This window comes from Vibrio sp. SCP2, from assembly GCF_059295395.1.
The window spans coordinates 64665-88759 of sequence record NZ_JCAFVV010000002.1 but is presented as its reverse complement, the minus strand read 5'-3'; the positions used below and the strand labels follow the sequence as shown (position 1 = coordinate 88759).

The window sequence follows — 24095 nt, the reverse complement described above, 5'->3', positions numbered from 1 at the left end:
AAGGTTTAAATAACAATGAATAAATTCCAACTTCCTACTGATTCTAAATTACGCAGCCCAGAATTCTTGTTTGGCGTCGCCACGTCTTCTTATCAGATTGAGGGGGGCGCTCAACTTGGTGGACGAAGCCCATCTATCTGGGACACCTTCTGCAATAAGCCAGGTGCAGTAGATAACGCAGACAACGGCGATGTTGCCTGTGACCATTTCCATCTTTGGAAACAAGACATTGAGATGATTCAAGGACTAGGTGTCGACGCATACCGACTGTCTATGGCATGGCCACGCATCATTCCTCAAGACGGTGTAGTCAATCAAGAAGGGCTAAAGTTCTATGAACAGATCATCGATGAATGTCACGCGCGGGGTTTAAAAGTCTTTGTTACCCTCTATCACTGGGACCTTCCTCAGTACCTTGAAGATAAAGGGGGCTGGCTGAACCGAGAAACCGCTTACAAATTTGAGCAGTACGCGAACGTAGTCAGTGAGTACTTCGGCGATAAAATCGATTCCTACGCCACGCTTAACGAACCGTTTTGCTCTTCGTATCTAGGTTATCGTTGGGGAATCCATGCGCCGGGTATAAAGGGCGAACGCGAGGGCTTTTTGTCGGCTCACCACCTAATGCTAGCTCATGGCTTAGCGATTCCTCACATGCGTAAGAATGCCCCTAACGCCATGCATGGTTGTGTGTTCAATGCCACACCAGCATACCCATTAAACGATAGCGATGTGGCTGCCGCGGAGTATTCAGATGCGGAAGGTTTCCACTGGTTTATGGACCCAGTCCTGAAAGGCGAATATCCGCAGTTAGTTCTTGAGCGTCAATCTCACAATATGCCGATGATCTTAGAGGGCGATCTCGACATTATCCGCACCGACTTGGACTTTATCGGTATTAACTTCTACACCCGCTGCGTGGTTCGCTTTGATGAAAATGGTGATATCAAAGACGTGCCTCAGCCAGAAAATGAACATACCTTTATCGGCTGGGAGATCTACCCACAAGCACTCACTGATCTGCTACTCCGTCTTAACGACCGTTACGACAACCTGCCACCACTTTACATCACTGAAAATGGCGCGGCTGGTGAAGACAATTGTATTAATGGTGAAGTGAATGACACCCAGCGTGTTAACTATTTCCAAGCACACTTAGAAGCGGTGGATAACGCTATTAAATCTGGTGTTAACGTACAAGGCTACTTCGCATGGAGCCTAATGGATAACTTCGAGTGGGCATTTGGTTACAAACAGCGTTTCGGTATCGTGCACGTTGAGTATGAAACCCAAAAACGAACGCTAAAGCAGAGCGCCATTGCTTACCGTAACATGCTACTTGAGCGCAGAGAGGAGAATTTGTAATGGCTAAAGTTGAATTCAAAAACATCAAGAAGTCTTACGACGATGTCGAGGTAGTGAAACACTTCGATTTCACCGTCAACGATGGCGAGTTTGTGGTTTTCCTCGGCCCATCTGGTTGCGGCAAGTCAACCACGCTACGCATGCTGGCTGGCCTTGAAAGCATCACTGCTGGCGAGATACTTGTTGGCGATAAGCTGATGAATAAAATCGATGCTAAAGATAGAGACTTAGCGATGGTATTCCAGAGCTATGCACTTTACCCACATATGACGGTATACGAAAACATCGCATTTGCCCTCAAGCTCAAAGGTATGGCAAAAAACCAGATTGATGTTGAAGTGCGTAAAGCGGCAAAAATGTTAGAACTAGAGCCACTTCTCGATCGCAAACCTAAAGAGCTTTCTGGTGGACAGCGCCAGCGAGTTGCAATGGGGCGAGCTATGGTGCGTACACCTAAAGTGTTCTTGTTTGATGAGCCACTTTCAAACTTAGATGCCAAACTGCGTGGCACCATGCGCGAAGAGATCAAGCAGCTTCATCGAGAACTACAAACAACCACTATCTACGTCACCCATGACCAAATAGAAGCCATGACACTGGCTGATCGTATTGTCATTCTCAAAGATGGCTATGTCGCACAGGTAGGCACACCAACACAAGTGTTCCAGCAGCCTGCTAATAAGTTTGTTGCCCAGTTCATTGGTAACCCATCGATGAACATGCTTGACGCACAATTGGTTGGCGAAGAAGGCAATTGGCAGATAGAGCTTGGTGATGTTCGCATCCCACTTCCACAACGCTTCCACGCGCATGCCTCTAAAAATCTGGCACTTCACTTCGGTGTTAGACCAACGGATATCCACCTGCGTGCCGAACAGGTGGACCATGATCGGGTTCTGCCGTTACCGGTCAAGATCAAGGACAAAGAACTGCTGGGCGCAAGCATACTGCTAAAAACGGAAATAGCGGGGCAGCCACTGATGGTAGAAACACAAGCGGCGGAAGTTGATGTCAATGAACTGACTCTGTATCTCGATTTAGATGCGGTTCACCTGTTTGATGCCTTGAGTGAAAATTCACTGGCCACCTTCTAAAAGCGTGAGTAAGCCGATGCTCACTTAAGCATCGGCTTATTAATAGACCTCTCACTTCCCTATCAGCTGTATTGAGCTCTGACTGGGTGTTTTCTATATTCAATGTTTGGCTTGCTGTGTTGTTGGTTCAATGAAATCAAAAAAGAAGAATAAATCCCCCTCTATCTATGATGTCGCCAAACTTGCTGGTGTCTCACCCAGTACTGTTTCGCGTTTTCTCAATCGGACAACTTACGTCTCTGATGAAAAAAGCTACAACATTGAGCAAGCAATAAAAACGCTAGGCTATAAACCTAACTACAGCATGAATCAGGGCAGCAACACGCGTTCCATGACCATCGGCGTTCTGGTACAAAATCCCGAGAGCCCGCACACAAGCCGTATTCTGAACGACATGGAGAAAGTCCTCAACGCACAAGGCTATTCTCTGGTTATCGCGACCGGACACTGGAAAAACAAACTTGAATCTCATGCTCTAGACTACTTGTCTAAAAGTAATGTTGATGGCGTCATCATTGTCACCGGCAGCCTCACCGAGAAGCAAATCCTTGAGTACGCAGAAAACATCCCTGTTGTCGCCGTTGGCTATGATGTGATTGGCGATCGAGTGCGCTGCGTTAACATCGATAACGTACTTGGTGGTTACATGGCGACCTTGCACCTACTTCAACAAGGTCACTTAAACATTGCCCATATTAAAGGTCTGCTCAACCAACCAGACGCGGTCGCACGCTTTGTCGGCTACAAGAAAGCGTTGCAAGAGGCAGGAATCAAGGTTCAGCCAAAACTGATTAAACAAGGCGACTTCAGCAGTGAATGTGGCTATCAACTGACTAAGGAATTGATTGAATCTAAGAGTCACTTCAGTGCCATTTTCGCTGCCAATGACCAAACGGCCTATGGGGTTATCAAAGCCCTGCATGACCACGGTTATCGAGTACCAGAAGATATCTCAGTGGTAGGCTTTGATGATCTTCCGACCTCATTTTACTTTACCCCTGCGCTCACCACGATGCGTCAACCCGTTGAAGAAGTCGGTGTTGTCTGTGCTGAGTCAATTCTTAACTTGTTAAGTGGCAATAGACATGAAGTTCGCCTGCCACCTATCGAGCTTATTATCAGACAATCGACCAAGTCCCTTTACCGCTAGCTTTCTGATATTCTTCAACAAATACTCTAAGAATATCTAAAGGACTTGTGATGAAAACTGTTGTAATCACCGGAGCTAACCGTGGTATAGGATTAAGCTTAGCGAAAAACTACCTTGCTCAATGCTGGCAAGTTCACGCCACCTATCGCTCAGAAAGTAGTTCGAAGGAGCTCCTAGAGGTGGAAGGTAACAACCTAACCTGTCATCCATTAGATGTAACGGACTATCAAGGACTGAGTGAATTTGCTAACGTACTACCTGCTATCGATCTGCTGATCAACAACGCAGGCTACTACGGGCCGAAAGGTTATGGCTTTGGTAACACCGATGTTGATGAATGGCGAAAAGTGCTTGAAATCAACACCATTGCGCCGTTGAAACTGGTAGAGGCTTTATACCCTAACCTGCAAAAAGGGCAGCTAAAGAAAATTGCTTGCCTCTCGTCTAAAGTCGGCAGCATGACTGAGAATACTTCAGGTGGTGGCTACATTTACCGCTCGTCAAAAGCGGCCCTCAACTCTGTAGTCAAAAGCTTAAGCAACGATCTGACAGCTGAAGGTTTTACCGTGTTAGCACTTCACCCTGGCTGGGTACAAACTGAAATGGGCGGGCCTAATGCGTTGATTGATACCGACACTTCCGCAAAGGGTTTAATCAAAGTGATTGAACAAACAGATCAAGCCTATTCTGGTGAGTTTATTAACTACAACGGTGATCGTTTACCTTGGTAACTAGGCTATATAGTTTTATCTAAGTCCGACTAAAATCAAGGTATGAAACAGACACTTCGCACTCTTTTAGTTGTTGGCCTAACCATCGGAGTAATTACTGGGTGTAGCGACAATGCACCCGGTGAGCATTTTGATGACTACTTAACTCGCGTTGCAAGAGTGCAAGACGCACCCAAAGTAAATAAAGATACAGTGAGCTACGCTCAGTTGCCTCGAAAGCGCGATTTATACGTTGCCGTGCCTTCTGTCTCAATTGGCCTGATCGACAGTTACCAATTAAGGCAATGTGGTTTGTTTAATCTGATAGCGGAGAAGAACTCGGTTTTAGGTAAAGTTGCCGACGAGTTTCGTAATTATGATTACCAAACAGCGCTATTGGATGGCCTCTCTCGATGCTTAAACAGTAACGCCTTAGAACAAGAGCTAAAGCTGAAACTTGTCGAGATTCAACAACAAAAGCAGTCTCAGTTTGAGGTGCATCACTGGAACCTAATATTTGCGAGTGATGCGATGCAGAAACAACTTAGCGGAACTCGCTGGCTAGAACCCAACCTTGGCCAAACAGTTGTTGAAATCAATCAAGCGTTAGCAACTTTGAATCTCGCTTCTGGCAATGTAAGCAACCAAGTTATTGACGTTCAAGAGGTTCTTGAGAAAAAGCTTATTGTGGGCAATCTTAGCTACTCTCTAGCGATGACAACGAGCAAACTAAACCACATCACCCAACAACTCACAGAATTTGACCACCAAATAATCTGCGCTCAAAATCGTGATACCACTAAGTTCAAATATCTCAACAATGTCTTTGAACAGCAATTCGTGGGTAAGGTGCAACCCTATATGGCTCAACTCGACGGCTACTATCAAACCCTGTCATCAAACCTAAATCTGTTTGATCCCAAGCCAAGCATTCATAGCTATGTGTATCCACTAAAGAAACACCATGAGGAGTTTCGTCAAGCTATACGCCGTCATGTCGATTACTGGCAACGGCTATTTAAACGCTGTGGGCGCAAAGTAGGTTGATACCAAGCAGAATAAATATCTGATTATACTTGCTGGTTAAAATCGCTGATAGCTGTGTTATAGATTTTGTAGGTAGATCAACTAGCTAGCTGCAATCTATGCCTTGCTCTAAGCGATTTTCCCTGCGCAATTATCTGAACACCTATTTATCCCGATTGGTATTAGACTTCTTAGATGTGGACTTGGCGGAAGATTTCTTACGATAGCCACCTTTTTTGCGTTTGTATGCTGGGCGCTCTACTTTAGGTAGGTGACGCAAAGACTCAGGAACTTCTCCGCTACGAACTTGATGCATTAAACCACCAATTCGCTGCTGTAGAGCCTGCATAAAAGGCAGGTAGGCTTGGTTACGCTCTGCCATACCTTGAAGCTGGTGCTCCCAGTTTGCCGTCATATCAGGGAAGGTAGATTCACTCGGTAAAGCGTGGATCAATCCGCGCCCTGCTGCAGTGCTAAGAATAGACTTGCCTTGGCGCAGCAAGAGCTGGCGCTTAAACAGAGTATCCAGGATGCCTGCACGCGTCGCTTCAGTCCCTAAGCCATCGGTCTCTTTGAGTATTTTTTTCAGCTCTTTGTCTTCCACAAAACGGGCAATCCCCGTCATCGCCTGAAGTAATGTCGCTTCAGTAAAATGTTTCGGCGGCTCTGTCTTACGGTCTTTAATCTCACCTTCTCGGCAGGTTAGAACGCTCCCTTCAGGTAAAGGAGGAACCGCATCAACACTTGCGTCTTCATCATCAACTTTACCCATCAGTTCTTTCCAGCCTGCCGATACCAGCTGACGCCCCTTGGCAATGAAGGTTCCACCTGCGATATCAAATGCCAGCTTGGCTTCTGCATACACTGCCGCCGGATAGAACTGCATCAAGTATTGGCGCGCAATCTGCTGATAAATCTTCATCTCATTGCCAGACAGCCCATCCACCGACGCTTTTTTCGGTGTCGGGATGATCGCATGGTGAGCATCGACTTTTTTATCATTCCATGCTTTGGATTTAAGGCTCAGATTCGCCCCTGATACTGCACTGCCAAGTTCTTTGGCATTGTTGCTGATCGCATCACAAACACTACTCGCTTGGGAATAATGTTCCAGCGGTAAATAGCGGCAATCAGAACGCGGATAAGTAATCAGCTTGTGCTTTTCATACAGAGACTGACAAGTATCAAGTACCTGCTGCGCACTCATACCAAATCGCTTTGCGGCATCAATTTGCAGAGCAGATAACGAATAGGGCAGTGGCGCTGATTGCTTGGTTTGCTTTTGCTCTGATTCAACAACTTTTGCTGGTTGGTTAGCGATTCGATTAGCGACATTTTCCACCAGCTTACGATTGAGGACTCTCCCCTCTTCGTCTTGCCAAGGTTTACACGCATCACTCGGTTTCCAACGAGCGCGTATATCAAACGCGCTTGAGCCATCTTGATACGGAATAAGAGCATGAAGAGTAAAATAATCACGGGGGATAAAGTTCTCTATCTCTTCATCACGGCGTACCACTAAGCCAAGCACTGGAGTTTGCACTCGACCGACTGACAAAACGCCTTGATAGCCCGCCTTTTGGCCTAGTAGCGTATAGGCACGAGACATGTTCATGCCATACAACCAGTCTGCTCTAGAGCGCGCTAAGGCAGAAACCGACAACGGCACAAACTCGCGGTTGCTGCGCATTTGGCTTAAGGCGCGCTTGACCGCTGGCAAGTTCAAATCGCTAATCAGCAAACGCTGTGTCGCTTCTTTTTTCGTTTTGCTGACCTTGCAGTAATCGAGCACTTCATCCACCAGTAGTTGCCCTTCCCTATCAGGGTCTCCGGCGTGAACGATATGATTCGATTCCTTCAAAAGCTTTCGTACTACTGTCAGCTGCTTACTCGCCGACTTTCTTGGTCGTAGCTGCCATTGCTCAGGGACAATAGGTAAATCGGCCAGATTCCACTTTTTATAGCGCTCATCGTAGGCATCAGGCTCAACTTGCTCAAGTAAGTGCCCAATACACCAAGTCACTACGTCGCCATTACCACAACGAATAAAACCCTGATCATTTTTCTTTGGTCCAGGGAGTGCAGCGGCAATTGCGCGGCCAAGGCTTGGTTTTTCAGCAATGAACAGACGGGACATAAAGTAAAATCAGATAGATACAATAAGGGCCACATTATCGAATGTGGCCCTTAGAAATCAAGAAAAACTGTAAATTTAAACAGTATTCCTAATGAAGATAGATTACTCTTCGCTTGTTCCTGCGCGCTCTGCTGCTTCTTTAACTAGAGGCTGCAGTTCACCTTTTTGGAACATTTCGATGATAATGTCACAACCACCGATCAGCTCACCTTCAACCCATAATTGAGGGAAAGTTGGCCACTGTGCGTATGCTGGTAGCTCTGCACGGATATCAGGGTTTTGTAGAATATCTACGTAAGCGAATTTTTCACCACAAGCCATAAGAGCTTGAGCTGCTTGAGAAGAGAAACCGCAGCTAGGTAGTTTAGGCGAACCTTTCATGTAAAGAAGGATCGAGTTTTCTGCGATCTGCTGTTTGATTTTATCGATAGTTTCCATTGCTTCCTCTTAATGGAGTTACGGCAAATATTCTGCACATTCTAAACCATTAGCACAGAATAAAAAGCCTAATATGAGTAAGGTTATAGTCGACTTCGTGCTTTTTTGAGATCAGCTGTCATTATCTAATAAAGAATTTTCATATAGAAATTTACAGCCTGAGCTTTTAATAAAGTAAAAACTTGCTAAACTAGAGCGCAAGTCAGCAAAATGACCATGGTTGGCACTGCGAGCCATGAATTATAAATAACACTGGAAGCAATCGAGAGGGGCAACCCTTTCATATAAATGGAGAATCGAGCAATGGCATTTGAACTACCAGCTCTTCCTTACGCGAAAGACGCACTAGAACCACATATCTCAGCTGAAACTCTAGATTTCCACCACGGTAAGCACCACAACACTTACGTTGTTAAGCTAAATGGTCTTATTCCTGGCACTGAGTTTGAAGGCAAATCTCTAGAAGAAATCATCAAGACTTCTACTGGTGGTGTATTCAACAACGCTGCACAAATCTGGAACCACACGTTTTACTGGCACTGTCTAGCGCCAAACGCGGGTGGCGAGCCAACAGGTGCAGTAGCTGACGCTATCAACGCTGCATTCGGTTCTTTCGAAGAGTTCAAAGCGAAATTCACAGACTCTGCGATCAACAACTTCGGTTCTTCTTGGACTTGGCTTGTTAAGAAAGCAGACGGTTCTCTAGAGATCGTTAACACGTCTAACGCAGCAACGCCTCTAACAGAAGAAGGTACAACTCCACTTCTTACTGTTGACCTATGGGAACACGCTTACTACATCGATTTCCGTAACGTTCGTCCAGACTACATGAATGCATTCTGGGCACTAGTTAACTGGGACTTCGTTGCAGAAAACCTAGCAAAATAATCCTCCTCCCTAGGATTTAAATTTAGTCATTTTAAAAGCCAGCACTTTGCTGGCTTTTTTCGTTTCAAGCTATGATTTCCCTAAAGTTTCTCGGTACTAAGTCGCTATAAAAGCAACGAACGAGGAACATCATGCAAATTCACACTTTAGACAAAGCAGCCATCATCAGCGAGCTTCAGTTTGGCACGGGTATTAACCATGCCGTACATGAAGGACGCCGAGCTGACTTCGCGCTAATTTTATCGATGTTTTCTGACGATGTTCGTGACAATACCCCGCTGGAAAAGGTCGATGAGATCGATACTAGCGAACAAGCGCTGCGTAACAAGTTCGAACTGCAAGCACCGCAACAGCTTCGCTCCGATCAAAGCTCTTACCAAGTCTCTGCAACACAAGCTTCCCTATTTCACAGTTCAGGGCTCCCCAGTACTAAACTGAGCCATTACCTTACCCCTGACGCGTTAACTTACCTGCCAGAAGACACACACAATCTTCCTGAAGAGGTGTATCACAACCTGTCTGGACATCAACGTCGTGCAATGGGAGAAAAAGAGCCAAAAGAGTTGATGCCAATCGATCTTTATAATCAGCTCATAAAAGCTCAGCGCACCTTCCAGATCCAAACCCAAGCTTAAAGGATCGTTTTTGATCACACTTTTCGTGTCTCATTTTTCGGACTTGCTTAACAATAGGCCTGCATAATGTGAATAGCGCCAAATAATCGAACATTGTCATACTGAGCGAAGAGTTATTTGACGTTATTCACAACTAAAACACAGCTAATCTACCATGCTATGTGGACATCTTTTAGAGCATGCATTGCTTATGGGGGTAAGCCAATGGATATAAAAAATGCTGTAATTTTAGTGACATCAGCCGGTTCTCAGATCGGAAGTACTCTCGCTTATCACTTTGCCTCGCTTGGTGCGACGCTGGTTTTGTGTGACAGAAAAACACCTCAACTCGCGCAAACCTATCAACTGTGCCAAGAGATATCAGACAGCGTCTATCAATGCCCTATAGATGATCACTCACTCAGTTCTATCCAATACTTATTCACATTCATGGATCAAACGGTCAAGCGGTCCCCCGACGTTTTGATCAATACGCTCACAGCGGAAGCGATGCCGAATATTTTTGATCACCAAGGCAGTGACCTGTTTACCCAAAGGCTCTCTTTGATGGCTGCGACACTATTTAGCTTTGGTCAAGCAACCGCTGAAAGAATGCGTGAAGAACAGAAAAACGGTGTGATTGTTAATGTGATTTCTCATCCTGACTATCAGGATATGTCAGGCTTTGACAATGCGACGTCGATGGTGGCAGGGTTTACCCAAAGTTGGGCTAAAGAGCTCACCCCTTTCAACATTCGCGTTGGAGGCGTTGTCCCTGCGATTGAACACGATAAATCGCACTGGGCAGAAGTACAGGATGAGTTGATTCGTAATACAGAATATATTGTATCTAATGATTACTTTAGTGGCAGAGTCATGGCGGCGTAACAGACACCGCCATTCGACTCTCACATTCAAAGTGATTTCAACACATTCTCTGAAGCTTCTTCTATAAGATCCAATACCAGTTCAAATCCGCTATCCCCGCCATAATATGGATCGGGGATCTCATCATATTCAGAATCGGAGTAGTCGAGGAACAGTTTAACTTTGTGCTGCAAATGCTTAGGACATTGTTGAACTAAATCGGCAAAGTTGTCTCTATCTGCTGCCAAAATCAAATCAAAATCTTCGAAGTCGCCACTAACAACTTTCCGCGAACGAATCCCTTTAAACGAGTATCCTCTGCGCTCCCCCGCCGCTTTAGCTCTTGAATCTGGTGGGTTTCCTTGGTGGTAGCCAATAGTACCAGCCGAGTCCACTTCAACGGGTATACCGAGTTGCTGAGATTTAGCTCTAAGGATTGCCTCACCAGTGGGAGAGCGACAAATATTTCCCATACACACAACCAATAGCTTCTTCATTTCCTATTCACTCTCTATTTACAGGTGCTTTCCCATGAAAATCATAGGTTTTTGCACTACTTTGATTGAGCTATCATAGACACAGATTTATTGAATAAAAAAGGATTTACCATGACCTCTGAAACCAACAAAGAAGTGCGTCACAAAGAGCGACAACAAAAAGTGAAAGAGCAAGTCGATGCTCGAATTGCCGCTGCGCAAGAAGAGAAGGGCCTATTCCTAGTAATCACTGGCAACGGTAAAGGCAAATCTACTTCTGGCTTTGGCACGGTTGCACGCGCTGTTGGACATGGTTTGAAGTGTTCGGTGGCTCAATTTATTAAAGGCACCTGGGACAACGGTGAACGTAATCTGCTGGAGAAACTTGGGGTTGAGTTCCAAGTCATGGGAACTGGCTTTACTTGGGAAACCCAAAGTAAAGCACAAGATACCGAAGCGGCGCAAAAAGTGTGGCAAGAGTGTAAACGTATGCTGCAAGACGAATCGATTGATGTCGTACTGTTTGATGAGATGACCTATATGGTCAACTATGGGTACATCGAATTAGATGAACTAGTCGAAGCGCTAAACAACCGTCCTAAGATGCAATCAGTCATCATCACGGGTCGCGGCGCTCATCGCACCTTGACCGAGATGGCTGACACTGTCTCCGAAGTACGTAACGTCAAGCACGCTTTTGAGTCGGGTGTGAAAGCTCTTAAAGGTGTTGATTGGTAATCCAGTTTTAGCCACTAGAGGCATACTGTTCTAGTGGCTACATCGATACTACTGACCTATGATCTTGATGTTTTGTTTGTGGGGGTAGTGTCCATCCGGCCACTTATGCGTCGGATAGTGATAATCTTTAGATTCCATTAGCGCCACCACCCCAGGTAGCTTATCTGTAAGCTCTGCTCTTGTCTTGAGGCTCAGTTCATCGGAATACAGATCGGCTTTTGAACCCAAATAACTTGCCGTACTCAAGTAGAAAAACTCAACCGTTTTACATGCACTATCACACGTTGGATCATCATACTGATAGTAGCCGTGCTCATCGGCAATTTTCCACTGTTTGTAGAGTACACTGTTGGTTCGCTTTTGATCGCTAAACAGGTTGGGATACAAAGATTGCCAGCCCGCATTGACGATTAGATGATGGATTTCTTCTTGCGAGGCATCACGGCGATCGCTTGGATTGGTCTCATCGGCTGAAAGATCTTGACCAACGCGCCCTTCAATATCCATTGCATCGAAAGCCTCTTCACTAAATCCGCTTTTACTCATGACCAAAACTGCTTGATTTCGGCGTAAGTGATCCAGTAGAGCGGGTTCATCGATAACCCCATCCTGATCATTATCTAACCATTGCGCAGTTACGCTTGCCGCATAAGCGAGCTTCTGTGAATTGACTTTCTGCGTTGCACATAGAGTTACTGCATCAAATACGATCGCTTTATGAGTAAAAAAGGCTGCTGGGCACCCATCGACGTGTGCAGATGTGGTATCAAACTCGCCTGCCGATGCAGTAGACGTCAACGCTGCTGTCATCAGTAGTGATGAATATATTAATGCTTTCATGCTCCCTCCTCTATTGAAAGTACACCTTATCAATGGCGAAAATCATTGACTGTATGAATGTGTCGTAAGTTTGTCCAAGTGAGACTGACAGAGGAAAAACAGAGTTAAAAAAAACGCGTCATAAATGGCGCGTTTAAAGTTGTCATTGGAAAGACGTTTAGTTAAACAGCCCTTTGATTAAGCTATTAACCGCTTCTTTGGTCTTCTCATCTTTGATTTTTCCACCAAGTTTCTCATCGAGCTTCTTCAATCCACGATCGATCTCTTTCTCAGCTTTCTGCTTAAGTACGTCGTCAAAGATAAGTTTGAACTTAGGCTGCGCCCAAGACCCCGAGATATTGATTGGAATTGTCACATCTTTCAGTTCATCAATGTCTTTGCCACCTTGGCCTTTTAGCGAGCCAACGATAGAAGTACTGACTGTGAAATCAACCGTTTCGTTGAGGTAATTGGCACTGCCGTTACCACGGATGCGTAATAGTGGTGACTGCATATGAAGATCATTAGTAGACACATTGCCTTTGTTCAGCTTTAAGGTTGCTTTCATCGCACTAAAGTCTGTTTTCTGGACTTCATTGCCACCTTCTAGCTTCTCACCTTTGATCTTGGCGTAATTCTCACGAATTAACTGAGCAACGTTAATGCCGTTCACTGCGCCATCTTCAAAGTTAATGACGATTGTCCCGACTAGATTCTTCTTAATGCCTGTTGGCGTTAAGCTGCTACCTTTAACGTCGACATCAATATTGCCCGTACCTTCCAACATATCGTTGTTTGCTACGTCGGTCAGCAGAGGCTGTACTTTTACACCTTTGATGCGTTTTTTCGCGGTGTAGCTTGCAGGTGACTTACGCGCATCTAAACGAGCCGTAGCGCTGATAGAGCCTTGGTACAGGTTTGATGTAAATGACGTCAGTTCTGCCACACCTCGGTTAACTGAGAAACTCGCCTTTACGTTCTGCATTTTGGCGTTGTTAGCTTTGAACTTGTCGATGGTGATCTCGCCTTTCACATCCAACGTTTTCAGCGCAGAGAGATCAGGTTCCACTTCTTGAGCAGGTTTCTGTGGCGAAGTTTGTGCAGGCTTTTGCTGCGGTGCTTCTGAAGCTGGATCTGTATCAGATGGCGCTTGCGCCGGAGCCGCTTTGCCCAATCCTAAAAACTCGTCCAAATCGATATTCGGGCTATGCAAAGCAAATCGAACTTTAGGAATATCACCTAGCGTCACATCAGCTTTACCATCAAACGCCAATGCATTTGCGGTCAGCTTTTCTAGTACAAAGCTTAGGTGGTTCTTAGTCAGGTCAAACGTCAAGTCAGATGCCATATCTACCTTCATAGGTGACTGAGGTAGTGAGTCTCCTTTGAATGTGGCATCTAGCACCATTTTGTTCATTAGCACTTTGCTGATCGCTTGATCAACTTGCAATGAAGCCGACCCCTTCATATCGATATCAAGACCAGCTGCATTACCCACAACGGCATAGCTCAGCGCGTTGGCTTTATCGAACTCAAACGTTTCTAGCCCAATCTTAGCGCTATCGATTTTTGTTGCAGGATCGCTGAATGTCGCATCAAGGTTAATATTACGTAGCGCGTACTCTTTAAAGCCCTTTGCAAGCTTAAACTCAGCATCACCTTTGGCGGTAAATTTCTGCTGATTTGCTTCACCTTTGGCGGCAAAGTCCGCTTTAGTCCAAGTATCAACAGCAAATTGCGAAAGATTCAAAGAAACGTCATACAGCTTGGTAAATGACCCTGCTTGTTTATCTTGAATTTCGACCGACGCGTTAGAGACAGTGACTCCAGCCAAGTTGATTGTCCAAGCCGAAGCGCCACCACTACTTTGAGGCGCTTCTTCCGTTACAGGCTGCGAACTGCTTTCTGAAGTCGCTGGTGCCGCCGTCGTCTCAGCTTGAGCCGCTTGCGCTTGAGTTAACGCGTCAATATTCTTGCGACCATCCGGTAAGATTTCCAGCGAGAAAGCTGCGCCATCAAGCGTGATGTTGCCTATTTCAAGCTGTTGGCTGAACAGTGGCATCACGGACACATCCACACCGACTGTATCCACCTTGAACATATTCAATTGTTCAAAGTCTTTCGGGTTACGGAGCTCGGTTTGACCTAGCTCGAAACCAATCGATGGGAAAAATTGCCAACTGATATCACCATCGATAACAAGATCAAGACCAGTATGGGTTTTCGCTTGTTCAACGATAAGTGGTTTAAATTGGTTTGGGTTAACTAAAGTAACCAGTGCAATTAAAGCACCGAGAATAACAACCACTGGGATTGCTATGATTAGGAACAGTTTCTTCATCAGCATTATCCTTGCCTGGTGAGCACGCCTCTTCTGCTAAGGGTTAGCTCCAAGTATAAATGATCAGGTAAATATTTATGGTGACCATAAAAAGAAAGTGGCACTAAAAGTGCCACTTATCTCATAAAAAATAAAGTCTTAAGCGTCTTTTCAACGTTAAGCTTTCAAAAGTTTTGCAATATGAGCTTTTAACACATCGATCGCGATGCGGTTTTTACCACCACGTGGAACAATAATGTCTGCGTATTGCTTTGAAGGCTCGATAAACTGCATAAACATAGGACGAACCGTTTCTTGGTACTGCTTCAGAACAGAGTCCATAGTACGGCCGCGCTCTTCAACATCACGCTTAACACGACGAAGCAGGCAGATATCCAGTGGCGTGTCCATAAATACCGTCGCATGCATCAAGTCACGCAAACGAGGGTCAGTAAGCAGCAAAATACCTTCAAGAATAATGACTTTCTTTGGTGTCATTGTCGTCGTGTTGTCAGTGCGGGTATGTTCTGTGTAGCTGTACTCAGGTACTTCTACCGCTTGTCCCTTAACTAACTGCTCTAGATGCTCGCACAATAAATCATGATCTAGTGCGCTTGGGTGGTCGTAGTTGGTTTTTACACGCTCGTCCATACTAAGATGGCCTTGGTCGTTGTAGTAGCAATCTTCCGTAATCACACCAATTTGATGATCGCCCACTTTTTCACGTAGTTCATTGTAAATAGTGCTCGCGATTAAACTTTTTCCAGAAGCAGACGCGCCAGCAATACCTACGATGACGCATTGATTATTATCAGACATTATTCTTGCACCCGATGATTTAGATTGGTGTCATATGCTAATACTAGCAGTGCCTTTCGAGGTGAGACCTGCGTATTAGTATAAATTTAGATAAACCGCCTGATTATAGGGAGTTCAGCCATCGGTTGCCAGTTGCGATTGCCTTAATTTACTTAAATGGAATAAAAGATTTCAGCGCAATCGATTACACTGAATAAGAATAAAAAAGAGCGCTCGTCAGGCGCTCTCATTGCAGTGCATAAAGGTGTTTATTCCACCATGGTAAACATAATCGAGTCGGGTTTAGTTTTCCCTCGCCAATACAATCTGGAACTAACCGCTTCTGCCAAGGCAAGATACTGCTGAGCATGTTCTGATTCTGGTCTCGCAGCAACCGTTGGGATGCCTTTATCGATATCTTCACGCATCTGAATATGAAGTGGGACTTGAGCCAGAAGGTCAAGACCATACTCACTGGCCATTTTCTCTGCGCCACCCGCACCAAAGATATGCTCTTTTTCACCACAATGACTGCAGATGTGATAACTCATGTTTTCTACAAGACCAACGACAGGCACATCAACCTTGTTAAACATTGCCGCACCTTTACGAGCATCAGCTAAAGCTAAGTCTTGAGGAGTCGTCACGATGACCGCTCCGGTTACCGGAACTTGCTGAGCCAGCGTCAGTTGAATATCACCAGTGCCCGGAGGCATATCAATCACTAGGTAATCTAACTCAGGCCACTCAGTTTCATTCAATAGTTGAGCAAGCGCCTTAGCTGCCATCGGTCCACGCCAAATCGCAGCTTCATCTTTCGATACAAGGTAGCCGATAGAGTGAGTAAAAATCCCATGGGCCGCTATAGGCTGCATCCATTTGTTATCGCGAACTTCAGGTTGTGCATTGGTTTGGCCAAGCATCAGTGGCACTGAAGGACCATAAATATCAGCGTCCAATAGCCCGACTTTGGCTCCGGACTTTGACAGGGCCAGCGCTAAGTTGACCGATGTTGTCGACTTGCCGACCCCGCCTTTTGCGGACGTCACCGCAATGACGTTTTTAACCCCTTTCACTGTTGTAGAAACATGAGTTTCGAGAGGTTTCGGGGCAACAACAATGTTGTACGAGAATGAAGCAACCTCACCTTTGTTTTGGGAAGCTTCAATCCAATCGGACAAATCCTGAGTTAACGTATTGGCTGCAAAAGGAATTTCAATAGTAAACTGATTGGCGTCAACTGAAACAAAGTTCGCCGTAGACGCCCATTCAGGGGCTAGGCTTGGGTGCTCAAATTGATTTAACCAATCACAGAAATCTTGCTTTGAAGTGAACTGACGCATAGGTCCTCCTTGTGCATCTAATCGTAACACTCCACCAGCCGATACTGAACCCTGAAAAAACTGGGGTTTCCCATATTGGAAGCCTTGGAGTCATTGGTGGGATAAGGTAGTATTACTCTCTATTTTTTTATACATCATTAGAAGCGAATATTAAGTATGGCGACTGATCCAAGAAAACTACTGGTCACTTGTGCCCTTCCGTACGCTAACGGTTCGATTCACCTAGGTCACATGCTTGAACACATTCAAGCTGATATCTGGGTTCGCTACCAACGCCTACGTGGCAACACTGTAAACTTCATCTGTGCTGACGATGCTCACGGCACGCCAATCATGCTAAAAGCACAACAGATGGGAATTACGCCAGAAGAGATGATCGCTGCAGTAAGTGAAGAACACCAAAAAGACTTCGCTGGCTTCGATATTAGCTTCGATAACTACCACAGCACACACTCTGAAGAGAACCGCGAACTGGCTTCGCACATCTACCTTGAGCTTAAGAAAAACGGCTTCATTTCTAGCCGTACGATTTCTCAGCTGTTTGACCCTGAAAAAGAGATGTTCCTACCGGATCGTTTCGTAAAAGGTACATGTCCTAAGTGTAAATCAGAAGACCAGTACGGGGACAACTGTGACAGCTGTGGTGAAACGTACAGCCCAACTGAACTGATTGAACCTAAATCAGCTGTATCTGGCGCAACTCCAGTAATGAAAGACTCTGAGCACTTCTTCTTCGATCTACCTCAGTTTGAAAGCATGCTTCAAGAGTGGACACGCTCTGGCTCGCTTCAGTCTGAAACTGCAAACAAGATGCAAGAGTGGTTTGAGTCAGGTCTTCAACAGTGGGATATCTCTCGTGATGCGCCTTACTTCGGCTTCGAGATCCCAGGTGAAAAAGACAAATTCTTCTACGTATGGCTAGACGCACCTGTTGGTTACATGGCTTCATTCAAGAACCTATGTAACAAAACTGAAGGTCTAGACTTCGATGAGTACTGGAAGAAAGACAGTGCTACTGAGCTTTACCACTTCATCGGTAAAGACATTGTTTACTTCCACTCACTATTCTGGCCTGCAATGCTAGAAGGTGCTGGATTCCGTAAGCCAAATAACGTATTCGTCCACGGTTACGTAACGGTAAACGGTGCGAAGATGTCTAAGTCGAAAGGCACATTCATCAAAGCAGCGACGTACCTAGATCACCTAGATCCAGAATGTCTACGTTACTACTACGCAGCTAAACTAAACAGCCGCATTGATGACCTAGACCTTAACCTTGAAGACTTCACTCAGCGCGTAAACGCTGACGTAGTAAACAAGATTGTTAACCTAGCCTCTCGTAACGCTGGCTTCATCACTAAGCGTTTTGAAGGCAAGCTATCTGCGGAATTCGCAGAGCCTGAACTTTACAACGAGTTCGCTATAGCCGCTGATCGTATCGCAGAGCTATACGAGACTCGCGAATTTGGTCGTGCAATTCGTGAAATCACAGCACTAGCAGACAAAGCGAACCAATACGTTGATGAGAAAGCACCGTGGGTTGTGGCGAAAGAAGAAGGTAAAGACCAAGAACTGCAAGATATCTGTTCTGTGGGCATTAACCTATTCCGCGTTCTGATGACCTACCTAAAACCAGTAATGCCAGAGCTTGCTGCGCGTACTGAAGCATTCTTAAACGAAGAGCTGACTTGGGATGGCATTGCTGCGCCACTAACTGATCACGAAATCACTAAGTTCAAAGCGCTATTCAACCGTATCGATCCGAAGAAGGTTGAAGCTATGGTTGAAGCGTCTAAAGAAGATGCAGCAGCAGAAGTTGCAGCGAAAGAAAAAGCTGAAGCAGAAAAGAACAAAGCGAGCCAAACTGAGCTAGATAAAGATCCAATCGCAGACGAAATTGAGTTTAACGCTTTCGCAGCCGTTGATATGCGTATAGCACGTATCATCTCTTGTGAAGAAGTGCCAAAAGCAAACAAACTGCTTAAGTTCCAACTCGACATCGGTGGTGAAACTCGTCAAGTATTCTCTGGCATCAAGTCAGCATACAAACCTGAAGAGCTAGAAGGCAAGCTAACAGTCATGGTAGCGAACCTTAAGCCGCGTAAGATGAAGTTTGGTATGTCTGAAGGCATGATCCTAGCAGCTGGCCCGGGTGGTAGCGACCTATGGATTCTTGAGCCGCACGAAGGCGCACAGCCTGGTATGCGTGTAATGTAAAAATCATTACGCTTATCGAAAGCCCCACTGATTCAGCGGGGCTTTTTTGTGCCCTTCTTCACACTTTCAGTGCTATCTTGCACCAATTGAGTTCATACCCGCGAACCAAAAATTACTAAATCATTGAATTATATATAGATTATTATTGGCACCAAACCTGCTCCACCACTTTATAGGTAATCCATAACAAGGAGTTGGTTATGTTTGTGCTCTTTTCAATCATCATTTCTTTTGTCGTGCTAGCGACTTTATTCTACTTTTCGAAAAAGCGTCATTCAGGTTTAGAAAGAAAGTTTGAGATTTTAATCCTACTGCGCCAGTTACTGTTACTGTGTCGTCAACACAGGGCAATCACCCATCAAGCGTTGACTAGCCACCACTTTGACATTCACCAAAGCCAGTTAGAAGAAAGCTATGGCGCCATGATGAAACGTTCGAACGAACTCATCGCCAGCGCTCAGTTTGAAAACAAACCTATGTACCGAATTCTTCAATTGAAGCTGAAAAAGCTACACAAGGAGTGGGATCAGCGGACCGTGGCTCGTAATCAGGTGATTCACGGCAAAACCATCAGACACTGTATGTTCTTAATGGATGAAATTGCCATAGCTTGGTTGATCGAGTCAGGGCGAGAAGATATCAGCGATGAGTACCATATGAATTGGCAGCAGGTACTCGATAGCATGGAGGTACTTACCCAACTAAGAATTTCGATTCAGGATCTCCACTATCCAGAAGGTATGCTGAGAGTGAAATACTATTGCGATAAAACTAGGCGCAAGCTTAATCAGCTATCACTCATCAGTCCGCTGTCTATTACTTCGCCAATAAGCTCAAAGGCAATGCATGCACTTTCAGAAATTAATGCTAGCGACGACATTTTAATGACGAATGAAGAGCTTTATCAGCTCACGACAGATATTTCACTGATCATTTCGCAAGTCTACGATCAGATGTTGTCAGATATGACAGAAAGCTTGTATCAGCCGTTACCTAAAGTCGCCCTAGCATAAAGAAAATCGTCAGTTGAAATGGGCACTCTCTAAGTGCCCTTATCTAAACTGTTGAGCCTATAGACATGTCATTTGCTCAAGGACGTTTTATTTCTATCACCGATAGCGCTTATTTGCTAAAGTCGCGTTCGACAATATCCGGTCAACCTTGACCCTAGTAAAAAGAGCAGCTCCAGTGACTAACAATGAAATCTTGCGTCGTATCCAGCATTCGCTAAATCTAAAAAACAGCCAAATTATCAAAGCTTTTGAGCAAGCAGACTTCACTGTTGCCCCAAACCAAGTGAATGACTGGCTGAAAGCCGACTCTGACAAGTCAGTCTCTAAAATGAAAGATAAGGAACTGGCGCTTTTTCTCAATGGTTTTATCAACCTGAAACGCGGTAAAAAGGAAGGTGAACAGCCTAAGCCAGAGCAGAAGCTAACCAACAACATGATCTTCATGAAGTTACGTATTGCGTTAAACATGAAAGCCGAAGATGTTTTGGATGTGCTTGAAGTCGTTGGTATTAGCCTAAGCAAGTATGAAATCGGTGCTTACTTCCGTAAACCAAACAATAAGAACTACAAGGCGTGTGAAGACCAATTACTATGTGATTTCTTAAATGGCGTACAGTTCACCAACCGTCCTGACTCTGAAGAGTTTATCGCCTAGCTATAAATGCTAAGCGCACAAAAAACCTCAATCTTACGATTGAGGTTTTTAGTATCTAAAGCCGTTCTTTTAAAGAACGTCGAACTGTTAAAGCATTTTACGTGCTGCTTCAACTACCACTTTAATAGAGCGTGCTTCTGTCTCTTTTAGCGTAGAGTGGTCTGGAATCTCTTTCTGTGTACGGTTGATAATAACACCTGCTACACAGCCAGCTTTAAGACCTGAGCTCGCACACATAGTCAGTAGCGTTGCAGACTCCATTTCGAAGTTTAGAACGCCCATGTCTTGCCACTCTTGCATAGAACCTTGGAAACGCTTAACTACACGACCAGAGAAGGTATCGTAACGCTCTTGACCTGGGTAGAAAGTGTCACTTGATGCTGTAACACCCATGTGAACGGTTGCACCAGACTCTTCTACTGCCGCTTTCATTGCTGTTGCCACTTCAAAGTCTGCCACAGCTGGGAACTCCATTGGAGCAAAGTGCAGGCTCGCGCCATCTAGACGAACCGAACCCGTCGATACGATCATATCACCGACATTTACGTGTGGTTGAATCGCACCTGTAGTACCAACGCGTAGGAAAGTACGAACACCAAGCTGCGCCAGTTCTTCTACTGCAATTGAAGTAGAAGGGCCGCCGATACCTGTTGAACAAACAACAACTGGCTTGCCGTCTAGTTCAGCACGGTAAAGCGTGTATTCGCGGTGACTTGCTAGGAATACTGGGTTTTCCATTTCTTCCGCAATCTTTTGTACACGCGCAGGGTCACCTGGAATGATCGCTAGTGTTGCGCCAGCAAGATCAGATTCAGTAACACCAAGGTGGAATACAGCTTGAGACATAGGGGGCTCCTTATTGTGGCGTAGTTGGGTTGCACATTAAACAACCGATACGCTCTATAAAATTCATCGGGTACAGGACATACTCTAGCGAACTCCTTGAAGCATTAGAGTGATCACCTTCACAACAACAACCGCAACAAACATCACCATTGCACATAAAAACGGTTTACATCACACTTTTACGCAAGTTCAAATCATTAGTTGCATAAAAAACAGCCCCTACATCAACAATGCAGGGGCTTTTACTGGGTAGGTTTATCTAATCTTGCTGTGACTTAAATTTCAGCAGTCTTAATGCATTGAGAGTCACGATAGCAGTCGCCCCACTGTCAGCCAACACCGCAACCCAAAGTCCAGTAATACCTAACAAACTCGTCACCAAGAACACGCCTTTCAAGCCAAGTGCGAGAGCAATATTCTGACGAATGTTATTCAATGTAGCGCGTGAAAGCTCAATCATTCCAGCAAGTTCAATGAGACGATTGTGGGTAATCGCTGCATCAGCGGTTTCTAACGCGACGTCAGTACCACCTCCCATCGCAATACCAATGCTTGAGGCTTTCATGGCAGGCGCATCATTGATGCCATCACCGACCATGGCCACATTACCGTTTGCAGAAAGTTGCTCGACATAGCTGACTTTATCTTGAGGAAGCAGACTAGCCTTATAGTCAATGCCAATCATGGAACTTATGGCTAGCGCGCTGCGCGGATTATCTCCAGTGAGCATAATCGAGTGAATCCCCAACTCATTAAGCGCTTTCACTGCTTTGGCAGAATCGTCACGCAGAGTATCTTGCCACGCTACCAAACCAATAGCTTTGTGCTTCGCTTCGATAGCAACGACAACCGTCTTTCCTTGACCTTCGAGCTGCTCAATCGTCTCAATCAAAGCGCTAGGTAACGTGATATCCACCTTGCTTGGTGCACTCACCTGATACTCAACACCAGATACCACACCGCGCACGCCACTACCGACCAGAGCTTGCTTGTCTTCTGCCTCAACAATCTCTAACTCAAGTTGTTTGGCTTTGTTCACTAGCGATACCGCCAGTGGATGGCTTGAACCCACTTCAATGGCAGCAACCTTTTCCAATAGCGACTGCTCTGTCCAGCCCTCTAAAGCAATAATGTCAGTGACTTCAGGTTTGCCTTTGGTTAGCGTTCCTGTTTTATCAAAAGCTATGGTTTCAACGCGGCCTAGCTGCTCTAACGCTGCGCCACCTTTGATCAGAGCTCCTCGACGAGCGGCAGCGGCTAAGCCAGAGGTGATCGCGGCTGGCGTAGAAATCACTAATGCACAAGGACAGGCAATCAGAAGCAGTGCTAGACCACGATAAACCCAAGTTTCCCAAGGCTGAGCAAACAATAATGGCGGCGTGATGATCACCAGTAGTGACACCAGCATCATCAACGGCGTATACCAGCGGCTAAACTTATCCAGAAAACGCTCTAATGGTGCTTTACGAGATTCTGCTTCTTCGATCAAATGGAGAATACGATCGATGGCATTCTCGCCCTGCTTTGAAGTAATGGTGAATCTCACCACTTTATCGACTGCCACAGCGCCTGCCATGACTGAGTCACCTTGATAACGTTCAACAGGTATCGACTCACCAGTGAGGGCACTTTCATCAAAACTCGCTACGTCACCGATAAGCTTACCGTCAGCCGGTAATCTTGCGCCCGGTGAAACTTCAATGACATCACCAGGGTGTAACTCACTTGCCGAGACTTCAACGCGCTGACCATCTACGATTTTAATCGCATTCTCAGGAACCAACTCCATTAACGCTTGGACACCACTACGGGCACGTGAAGCAGCAAAGGCTTCTAGTCGTTCACCAATGAGGAACAATAGCAACACCATTGCCGCCTCTACGGTTTCTCCCAAATAGAGCGCCCCAAGTGCTGCAACACTCATCAAGGTTTCTATCGCAAAAGGCGTCCCTGAACGAGCAAGGCTGATGGCTTTTTTACCTATCGGGTATAGTCCCGCCAAGCAGGTAATGACAAACATCCATTCACTGATTTGTGGCAGTGCTGGTTTAATCGCAGCGGCGATCGCCATAGCAGAAGCAATAGCGATAATCTGCGCATTCTGTTGAAGCACAGACTTCCAACCTGTGGATACTTGTTTTGAAGACTTTGAATTAGAGCTAGTAAAGGTAAATCCAGTATCAAGGATTGTTTGTTCGACTAACTGGGCAACACCTGCATTATCAGAAGTGATTATGAGTTTTTCGGTTGCAAAAAGGACTTTAGCCTCAACAATGCCATCGACTCGATTAACGGCTGTTTCCACCTTTCGAGCACAGGCTGGGCAATCCATTCCCTCAATTTTCCAACTTTGGGTGTAACGCGCAGAGGAACTGGGCTCGCCCTCTTCGTCAGCAGGGTCTGCACCACTACTGCAGCTATTTGAGCTACAACAGCTCGACTCAGCACTGGCAACATCTGCCATTTTAATGGTTGAGATTTTAGGGCTAGCACAAGAGCCTGATTGAGAAGGGTTAGCCGCGACTTTGTCTGATCGGCATGCTTGATGTTTAGTGCACATATGTTTATCTCCATTCACTGT

The 24095-nt window shown here is 45.5% G+C and carries 21 protein-coding genes; 12 read left to right on the top strand and 9 right to left on the bottom strand.

What is annotated here, in order from left to right:
• Positions 1-15 precede the first annotated feature (15 nt).
• The 5 genes from AC5O63_RS08380 to AC5O63_RS08360 all read left to right on the top strand — a co-directional run bounded on the left by AC5O63_RS08380 (position 16) and on the right by AC5O63_RS08360 (position 5366).
• The gene (locus AC5O63_RS08380; RefSeq protein WP_494504640.1) at positions 16-1365 is read left to right on the top strand and encodes a GH1 family beta-glucosidase; all 1350 of its coding nucleotides are present in this window, start codon (positions 16-18) and stop codon (positions 1363-1365) included.
• The gene (locus AC5O63_RS08375) at positions 1365-2459 is read left to right on the top strand and encodes an ABC transporter ATP-binding protein (RefSeq protein WP_494504639.1); all 1095 of its coding nucleotides are present in this window, start codon (positions 1365-1367) and stop codon (positions 2457-2459) included. Before AC5O63_RS08380 ends, AC5O63_RS08375 begins: the two co-directional genes overlap by 1 nt.
• Positions 2460-2589: 130 nt before the next feature.
• Positions 2590-3609, top strand: coding sequence for a LacI family DNA-binding transcriptional regulator (locus AC5O63_RS08370; protein ID WP_494504638.1), 1020 nt, complete (start codon positions 2590-2592; stop codon positions 3607-3609).
• Between the two features lie 50 nt (positions 3610-3659).
• Positions 3660-4340: an SDR family oxidoreductase gene (locus AC5O63_RS08365; RefSeq protein ID WP_494504637.1), complete on the top strand. Its 681-nt coding sequence runs from the start codon at positions 3660-3662 to the stop codon at positions 4338-4340.
• A gap of 42 nt (positions 4341-4382) precedes the next feature.
• The gene (locus tag AC5O63_RS08360) at positions 4383-5366 is read left to right on the top strand and encodes a DUF3080 domain-containing protein (protein ID WP_494504636.1); all 984 of its coding nucleotides are present in this window, start codon (positions 4383-4385) and stop codon (positions 5364-5366) included.
• A 142-nt stretch (positions 5367-5508) separates the two neighbouring features.
• On the opposite strand, the gene AC5O63_RS08355 is transcribed toward AC5O63_RS08360, so the two are convergent.
• Complete coding sequence (locus AC5O63_RS08355) at positions 5509-7482, bottom strand: DNA topoisomerase III (protein ID WP_494504635.1); 1974 nt, start codon at positions 7480-7482, stop codon at positions 5509-5511.
• A gap of 102 nt (positions 7483-7584) precedes the next feature.
• Entirely contained in the window at positions 7585-7920 is a 336-nt protein-coding gene (locus tag AC5O63_RS08350) for a Grx4 family monothiol glutaredoxin (RefSeq protein ID WP_004748458.1), read from the bottom strand.
• A 303-nt stretch (positions 7921-8223) separates the two neighbouring features.
• Between AC5O63_RS08350 and sodB the strand changes: the two genes are divergently transcribed.
• The 3 genes from sodB (at position 8224) to AC5O63_RS08335 (ending at position 10310) form a co-directional block, all read left to right on the top strand.
• Positions 8224-8808: a superoxide dismutase [Fe] gene (sodB, locus tag AC5O63_RS08345; protein WP_004748456.1), complete on the top strand. Its 585-nt coding sequence runs from the start codon at positions 8224-8226 to the stop codon at positions 8806-8808.
• A gap of 131 nt (positions 8809-8939) precedes the next feature.
• On the top strand, positions 8940-9443 hold the full coding sequence (locus AC5O63_RS08340) for a VC2046/SO_2500 family protein (protein WP_494504634.1): 504 nt from the start codon (positions 8940-8942) through the stop codon (positions 9441-9443).
• 204 nt (positions 9444-9647) lie between these two features.
• Entirely contained in the window at positions 9648-10310 is a 663-nt protein-coding gene (locus AC5O63_RS08335) for an SDR family oxidoreductase (protein WP_494504633.1), read from the top strand.
• 26 nt (positions 10311-10336) lie between these two features.
• On the opposite strand, the gene AC5O63_RS08330 is transcribed toward AC5O63_RS08335, so the two are convergent.
• Positions 10337-10786 carry a low molecular weight protein-tyrosine-phosphatase gene (locus tag AC5O63_RS08330; protein WP_494504632.1) on the bottom strand — a complete coding sequence of 150 codons (450 nt, stop codon included), beginning with the start codon at positions 10784-10786 and terminating at the stop codon, positions 10337-10339.
• Between the two features lie 111 nt (positions 10787-10897).
• On the opposite strand from AC5O63_RS08330, the gene cobO reads away from it, so the two are divergent.
• Positions 10898-11503, top strand: coding sequence for a cob(I)yrinic acid a,c-diamide adenosyltransferase (cobO, locus tag AC5O63_RS08325; RefSeq protein ID WP_367937640.1), 606 nt, complete (start codon positions 10898-10900; stop codon positions 11501-11503).
• Positions 11504-11551: 48 nt separating this feature from the next.
• Here the strand turns inward: cobO and AC5O63_RS08320 are convergent, their stop codons facing one another.
• The 4 genes from AC5O63_RS08320 to apbC form a co-directional block, all read right to left on the bottom strand.
• Positions 11552-12343: a hypothetical protein gene (locus AC5O63_RS08320; RefSeq protein WP_494504631.1), complete on the bottom strand. Its 792-nt coding sequence runs from the start codon at positions 12341-12343 to the stop codon at positions 11552-11554.
• Positions 12344-12500: 157 nt separating this feature from the next.
• Entirely contained in the window at positions 12501-14663 is a 2163-nt protein-coding gene (locus AC5O63_RS08315; protein WP_494504630.1) for an AsmA family protein, read from the bottom strand.
• A 156-nt stretch (positions 14664-14819) separates the two neighbouring features.
• Positions 14820-15461, bottom strand: a complete 642-nt coding sequence (udk, locus tag AC5O63_RS08310) for a uridine kinase (RefSeq protein ID WP_004748444.1) — start codon at positions 15459-15461, stop codon at positions 14820-14822.
• Positions 15462-15709: 248 nt separating this feature from the next.
• A complete protein-coding gene (gene apbC, locus AC5O63_RS08305; protein WP_494504629.1) occupies positions 15710-16783 on the bottom strand; it encodes an iron-sulfur cluster carrier protein ApbC in 1074 nt (357 codons plus the stop codon).
• 156 nt (positions 16784-16939) lie between these two features.
• Here apbC and metG point away from each other — a divergent pair, with 156 nt between their 5' ends.
• From metG to AC5O63_RS08290, 3 genes are all read left to right on the top strand, one after another.
• The gene (metG, locus tag AC5O63_RS08300; protein WP_494504628.1) at positions 16940-19000 is read left to right on the top strand and encodes a methionine--tRNA ligase; all 2061 of its coding nucleotides are present in this window, start codon (positions 16940-16942) and stop codon (positions 18998-19000) included.
• Between the two features lie 200 nt (positions 19001-19200).
• A complete protein-coding gene (locus AC5O63_RS08295; RefSeq protein ID WP_494504627.1) occupies positions 19201-20013 on the top strand; it encodes a hypothetical protein in 813 nt (270 codons plus the stop codon).
• A 175-nt stretch (positions 20014-20188) separates the two neighbouring features.
• Positions 20189-20668 (top strand): YehS family protein, encoded by a 480-nt coding sequence (locus AC5O63_RS08290; protein WP_494504626.1) that lies wholly within the window; start codon positions 20189-20191, stop codon positions 20666-20668.
• A gap of 87 nt (positions 20669-20755) precedes the next feature.
• On the opposite strand, the gene udp is transcribed toward AC5O63_RS08290, so the two are convergent.
• Together udp and AC5O63_RS08280 are read right to left on the bottom strand one after the other, a co-directional pair.
• On the bottom strand, positions 20756-21514 hold the full coding sequence (udp, locus tag AC5O63_RS08285) for a uridine phosphorylase (RefSeq protein WP_004748435.1): 759 nt from the start codon (positions 21512-21514) through the stop codon (positions 20756-20758).
• A gap of 259 nt (positions 21515-21773) precedes the next feature.
• Positions 21774-24074 (bottom strand): zinc/cadmium/mercury/lead-transporting ATPase, encoded by a 2301-nt coding sequence (locus AC5O63_RS08280; RefSeq protein WP_494504625.1) that lies wholly within the window; start codon positions 24072-24074, stop codon positions 21774-21776.
• Positions 24075-24095 lie beyond the last annotated feature (21 nt).

What these genes read in the sequence shown, in the direction of transcription:
- AC5O63_RS08360 (WP_494504636.1), top strand. Translation starts at nt 4,383, where the DNA reads ATGAAACAGACACTTCGCACTCTTTTAGTTGTTGGCCTAACCATCGGA.
- cobO (WP_367937640.1), top strand. Translation starts at nt 10,898, where the DNA reads ATGACCTCTGAAACCAACAAAGAAGTGCGTCACAAAGAGCGACAACAA.
- udp (WP_004748435.1), bottom strand. Translation starts at nt 21,514, where the DNA reads ATGTCTCAAGCTGTATTCCACCTTGGTGTTACTGAATCTGATCTTGCT.
- metG (WP_494504628.1), top strand. Translation starts at nt 16,940, where the DNA reads ATGGCGACTGATCCAAGAAAACTACTGGTCACTTGTGCCCTTCCGTAC.
- udk (WP_004748444.1), bottom strand. Translation starts at nt 15,461, where the DNA reads ATGTCTGATAATAATCAATGCGTCATCGTAGGTATTGCTGGCGCGTCT.
- AC5O63_RS08340 (WP_494504634.1), top strand. Translation starts at nt 8,940, where the DNA reads ATGCAAATTCACACTTTAGACAAAGCAGCCATCATCAGCGAGCTTCAG.
- AC5O63_RS08335 (WP_494504633.1), top strand. Translation starts at nt 9,648, where the DNA reads ATGGATATAAAAAATGCTGTAATTTTAGTGACATCAGCCGGTTCTCAG.
- AC5O63_RS08280 (WP_494504625.1), bottom strand. Translation starts at nt 24,074, where the DNA reads ATGTGCACTAAACATCAAGCATGCCGATCAGACAAAGTCGCGGCTAAC.
- AC5O63_RS08320 (WP_494504631.1), bottom strand. Translation starts at nt 12,343, where the DNA reads ATGAAAGCATTAATATATTCATCACTACTGATGACAGCAGCGTTGACG.
- AC5O63_RS08350 (WP_004748458.1), bottom strand. Translation starts at nt 7,920, where the DNA reads ATGGAAACTATCGATAAAATCAAACAGCAGATCGCAGAAAACTCGATC.
- AC5O63_RS08315 (WP_494504630.1), bottom strand. Translation starts at nt 14,663, where the DNA reads ATGAAGAAACTGTTCCTAATCATAGCAATCCCAGTGGTTGTTATTCTC.
- AC5O63_RS08330 (WP_494504632.1), bottom strand. Translation starts at nt 10,786, where the DNA reads ATGAAGAAGCTATTGGTTGTGTGTATGGGAAATATTTGTCGCTCTCCC.
- sodB (WP_004748456.1), top strand. Translation starts at nt 8,224, where the DNA reads ATGGCATTTGAACTACCAGCTCTTCCTTACGCGAAAGACGCACTAGAA.
- AC5O63_RS08365 (WP_494504637.1), top strand. Translation starts at nt 3,660, where the DNA reads ATGAAAACTGTTGTAATCACCGGAGCTAACCGTGGTATAGGATTAAGC.
- AC5O63_RS08380 (WP_494504640.1), top strand. Translation starts at nt 16, where the DNA reads ATGAATAAATTCCAACTTCCTACTGATTCTAAATTACGCAGCCCAGAA.
- AC5O63_RS08375 (WP_494504639.1), top strand. Translation starts at nt 1,365, where the DNA reads ATGGCTAAAGTTGAATTCAAAAACATCAAGAAGTCTTACGACGATGTC.
- AC5O63_RS08370 (WP_494504638.1), top strand. Translation starts at nt 2,590, where the DNA reads ATGAAATCAAAAAAGAAGAATAAATCCCCCTCTATCTATGATGTCGCC.
- AC5O63_RS08295 (WP_494504627.1), top strand. Translation starts at nt 19,201, where the DNA reads ATGTTTGTGCTCTTTTCAATCATCATTTCTTTTGTCGTGCTAGCGACT.
- AC5O63_RS08355 (WP_494504635.1), bottom strand. Translation starts at nt 7,482, where the DNA reads ATGTCCCGTCTGTTCATTGCTGAAAAACCAAGCCTTGGCCGCGCAATT.
- apbC (WP_494504629.1), bottom strand. Translation starts at nt 16,783, where the DNA reads ATGCGTCAGTTCACTTCAAAGCAAGATTTCTGTGATTGGTTAAATCAA.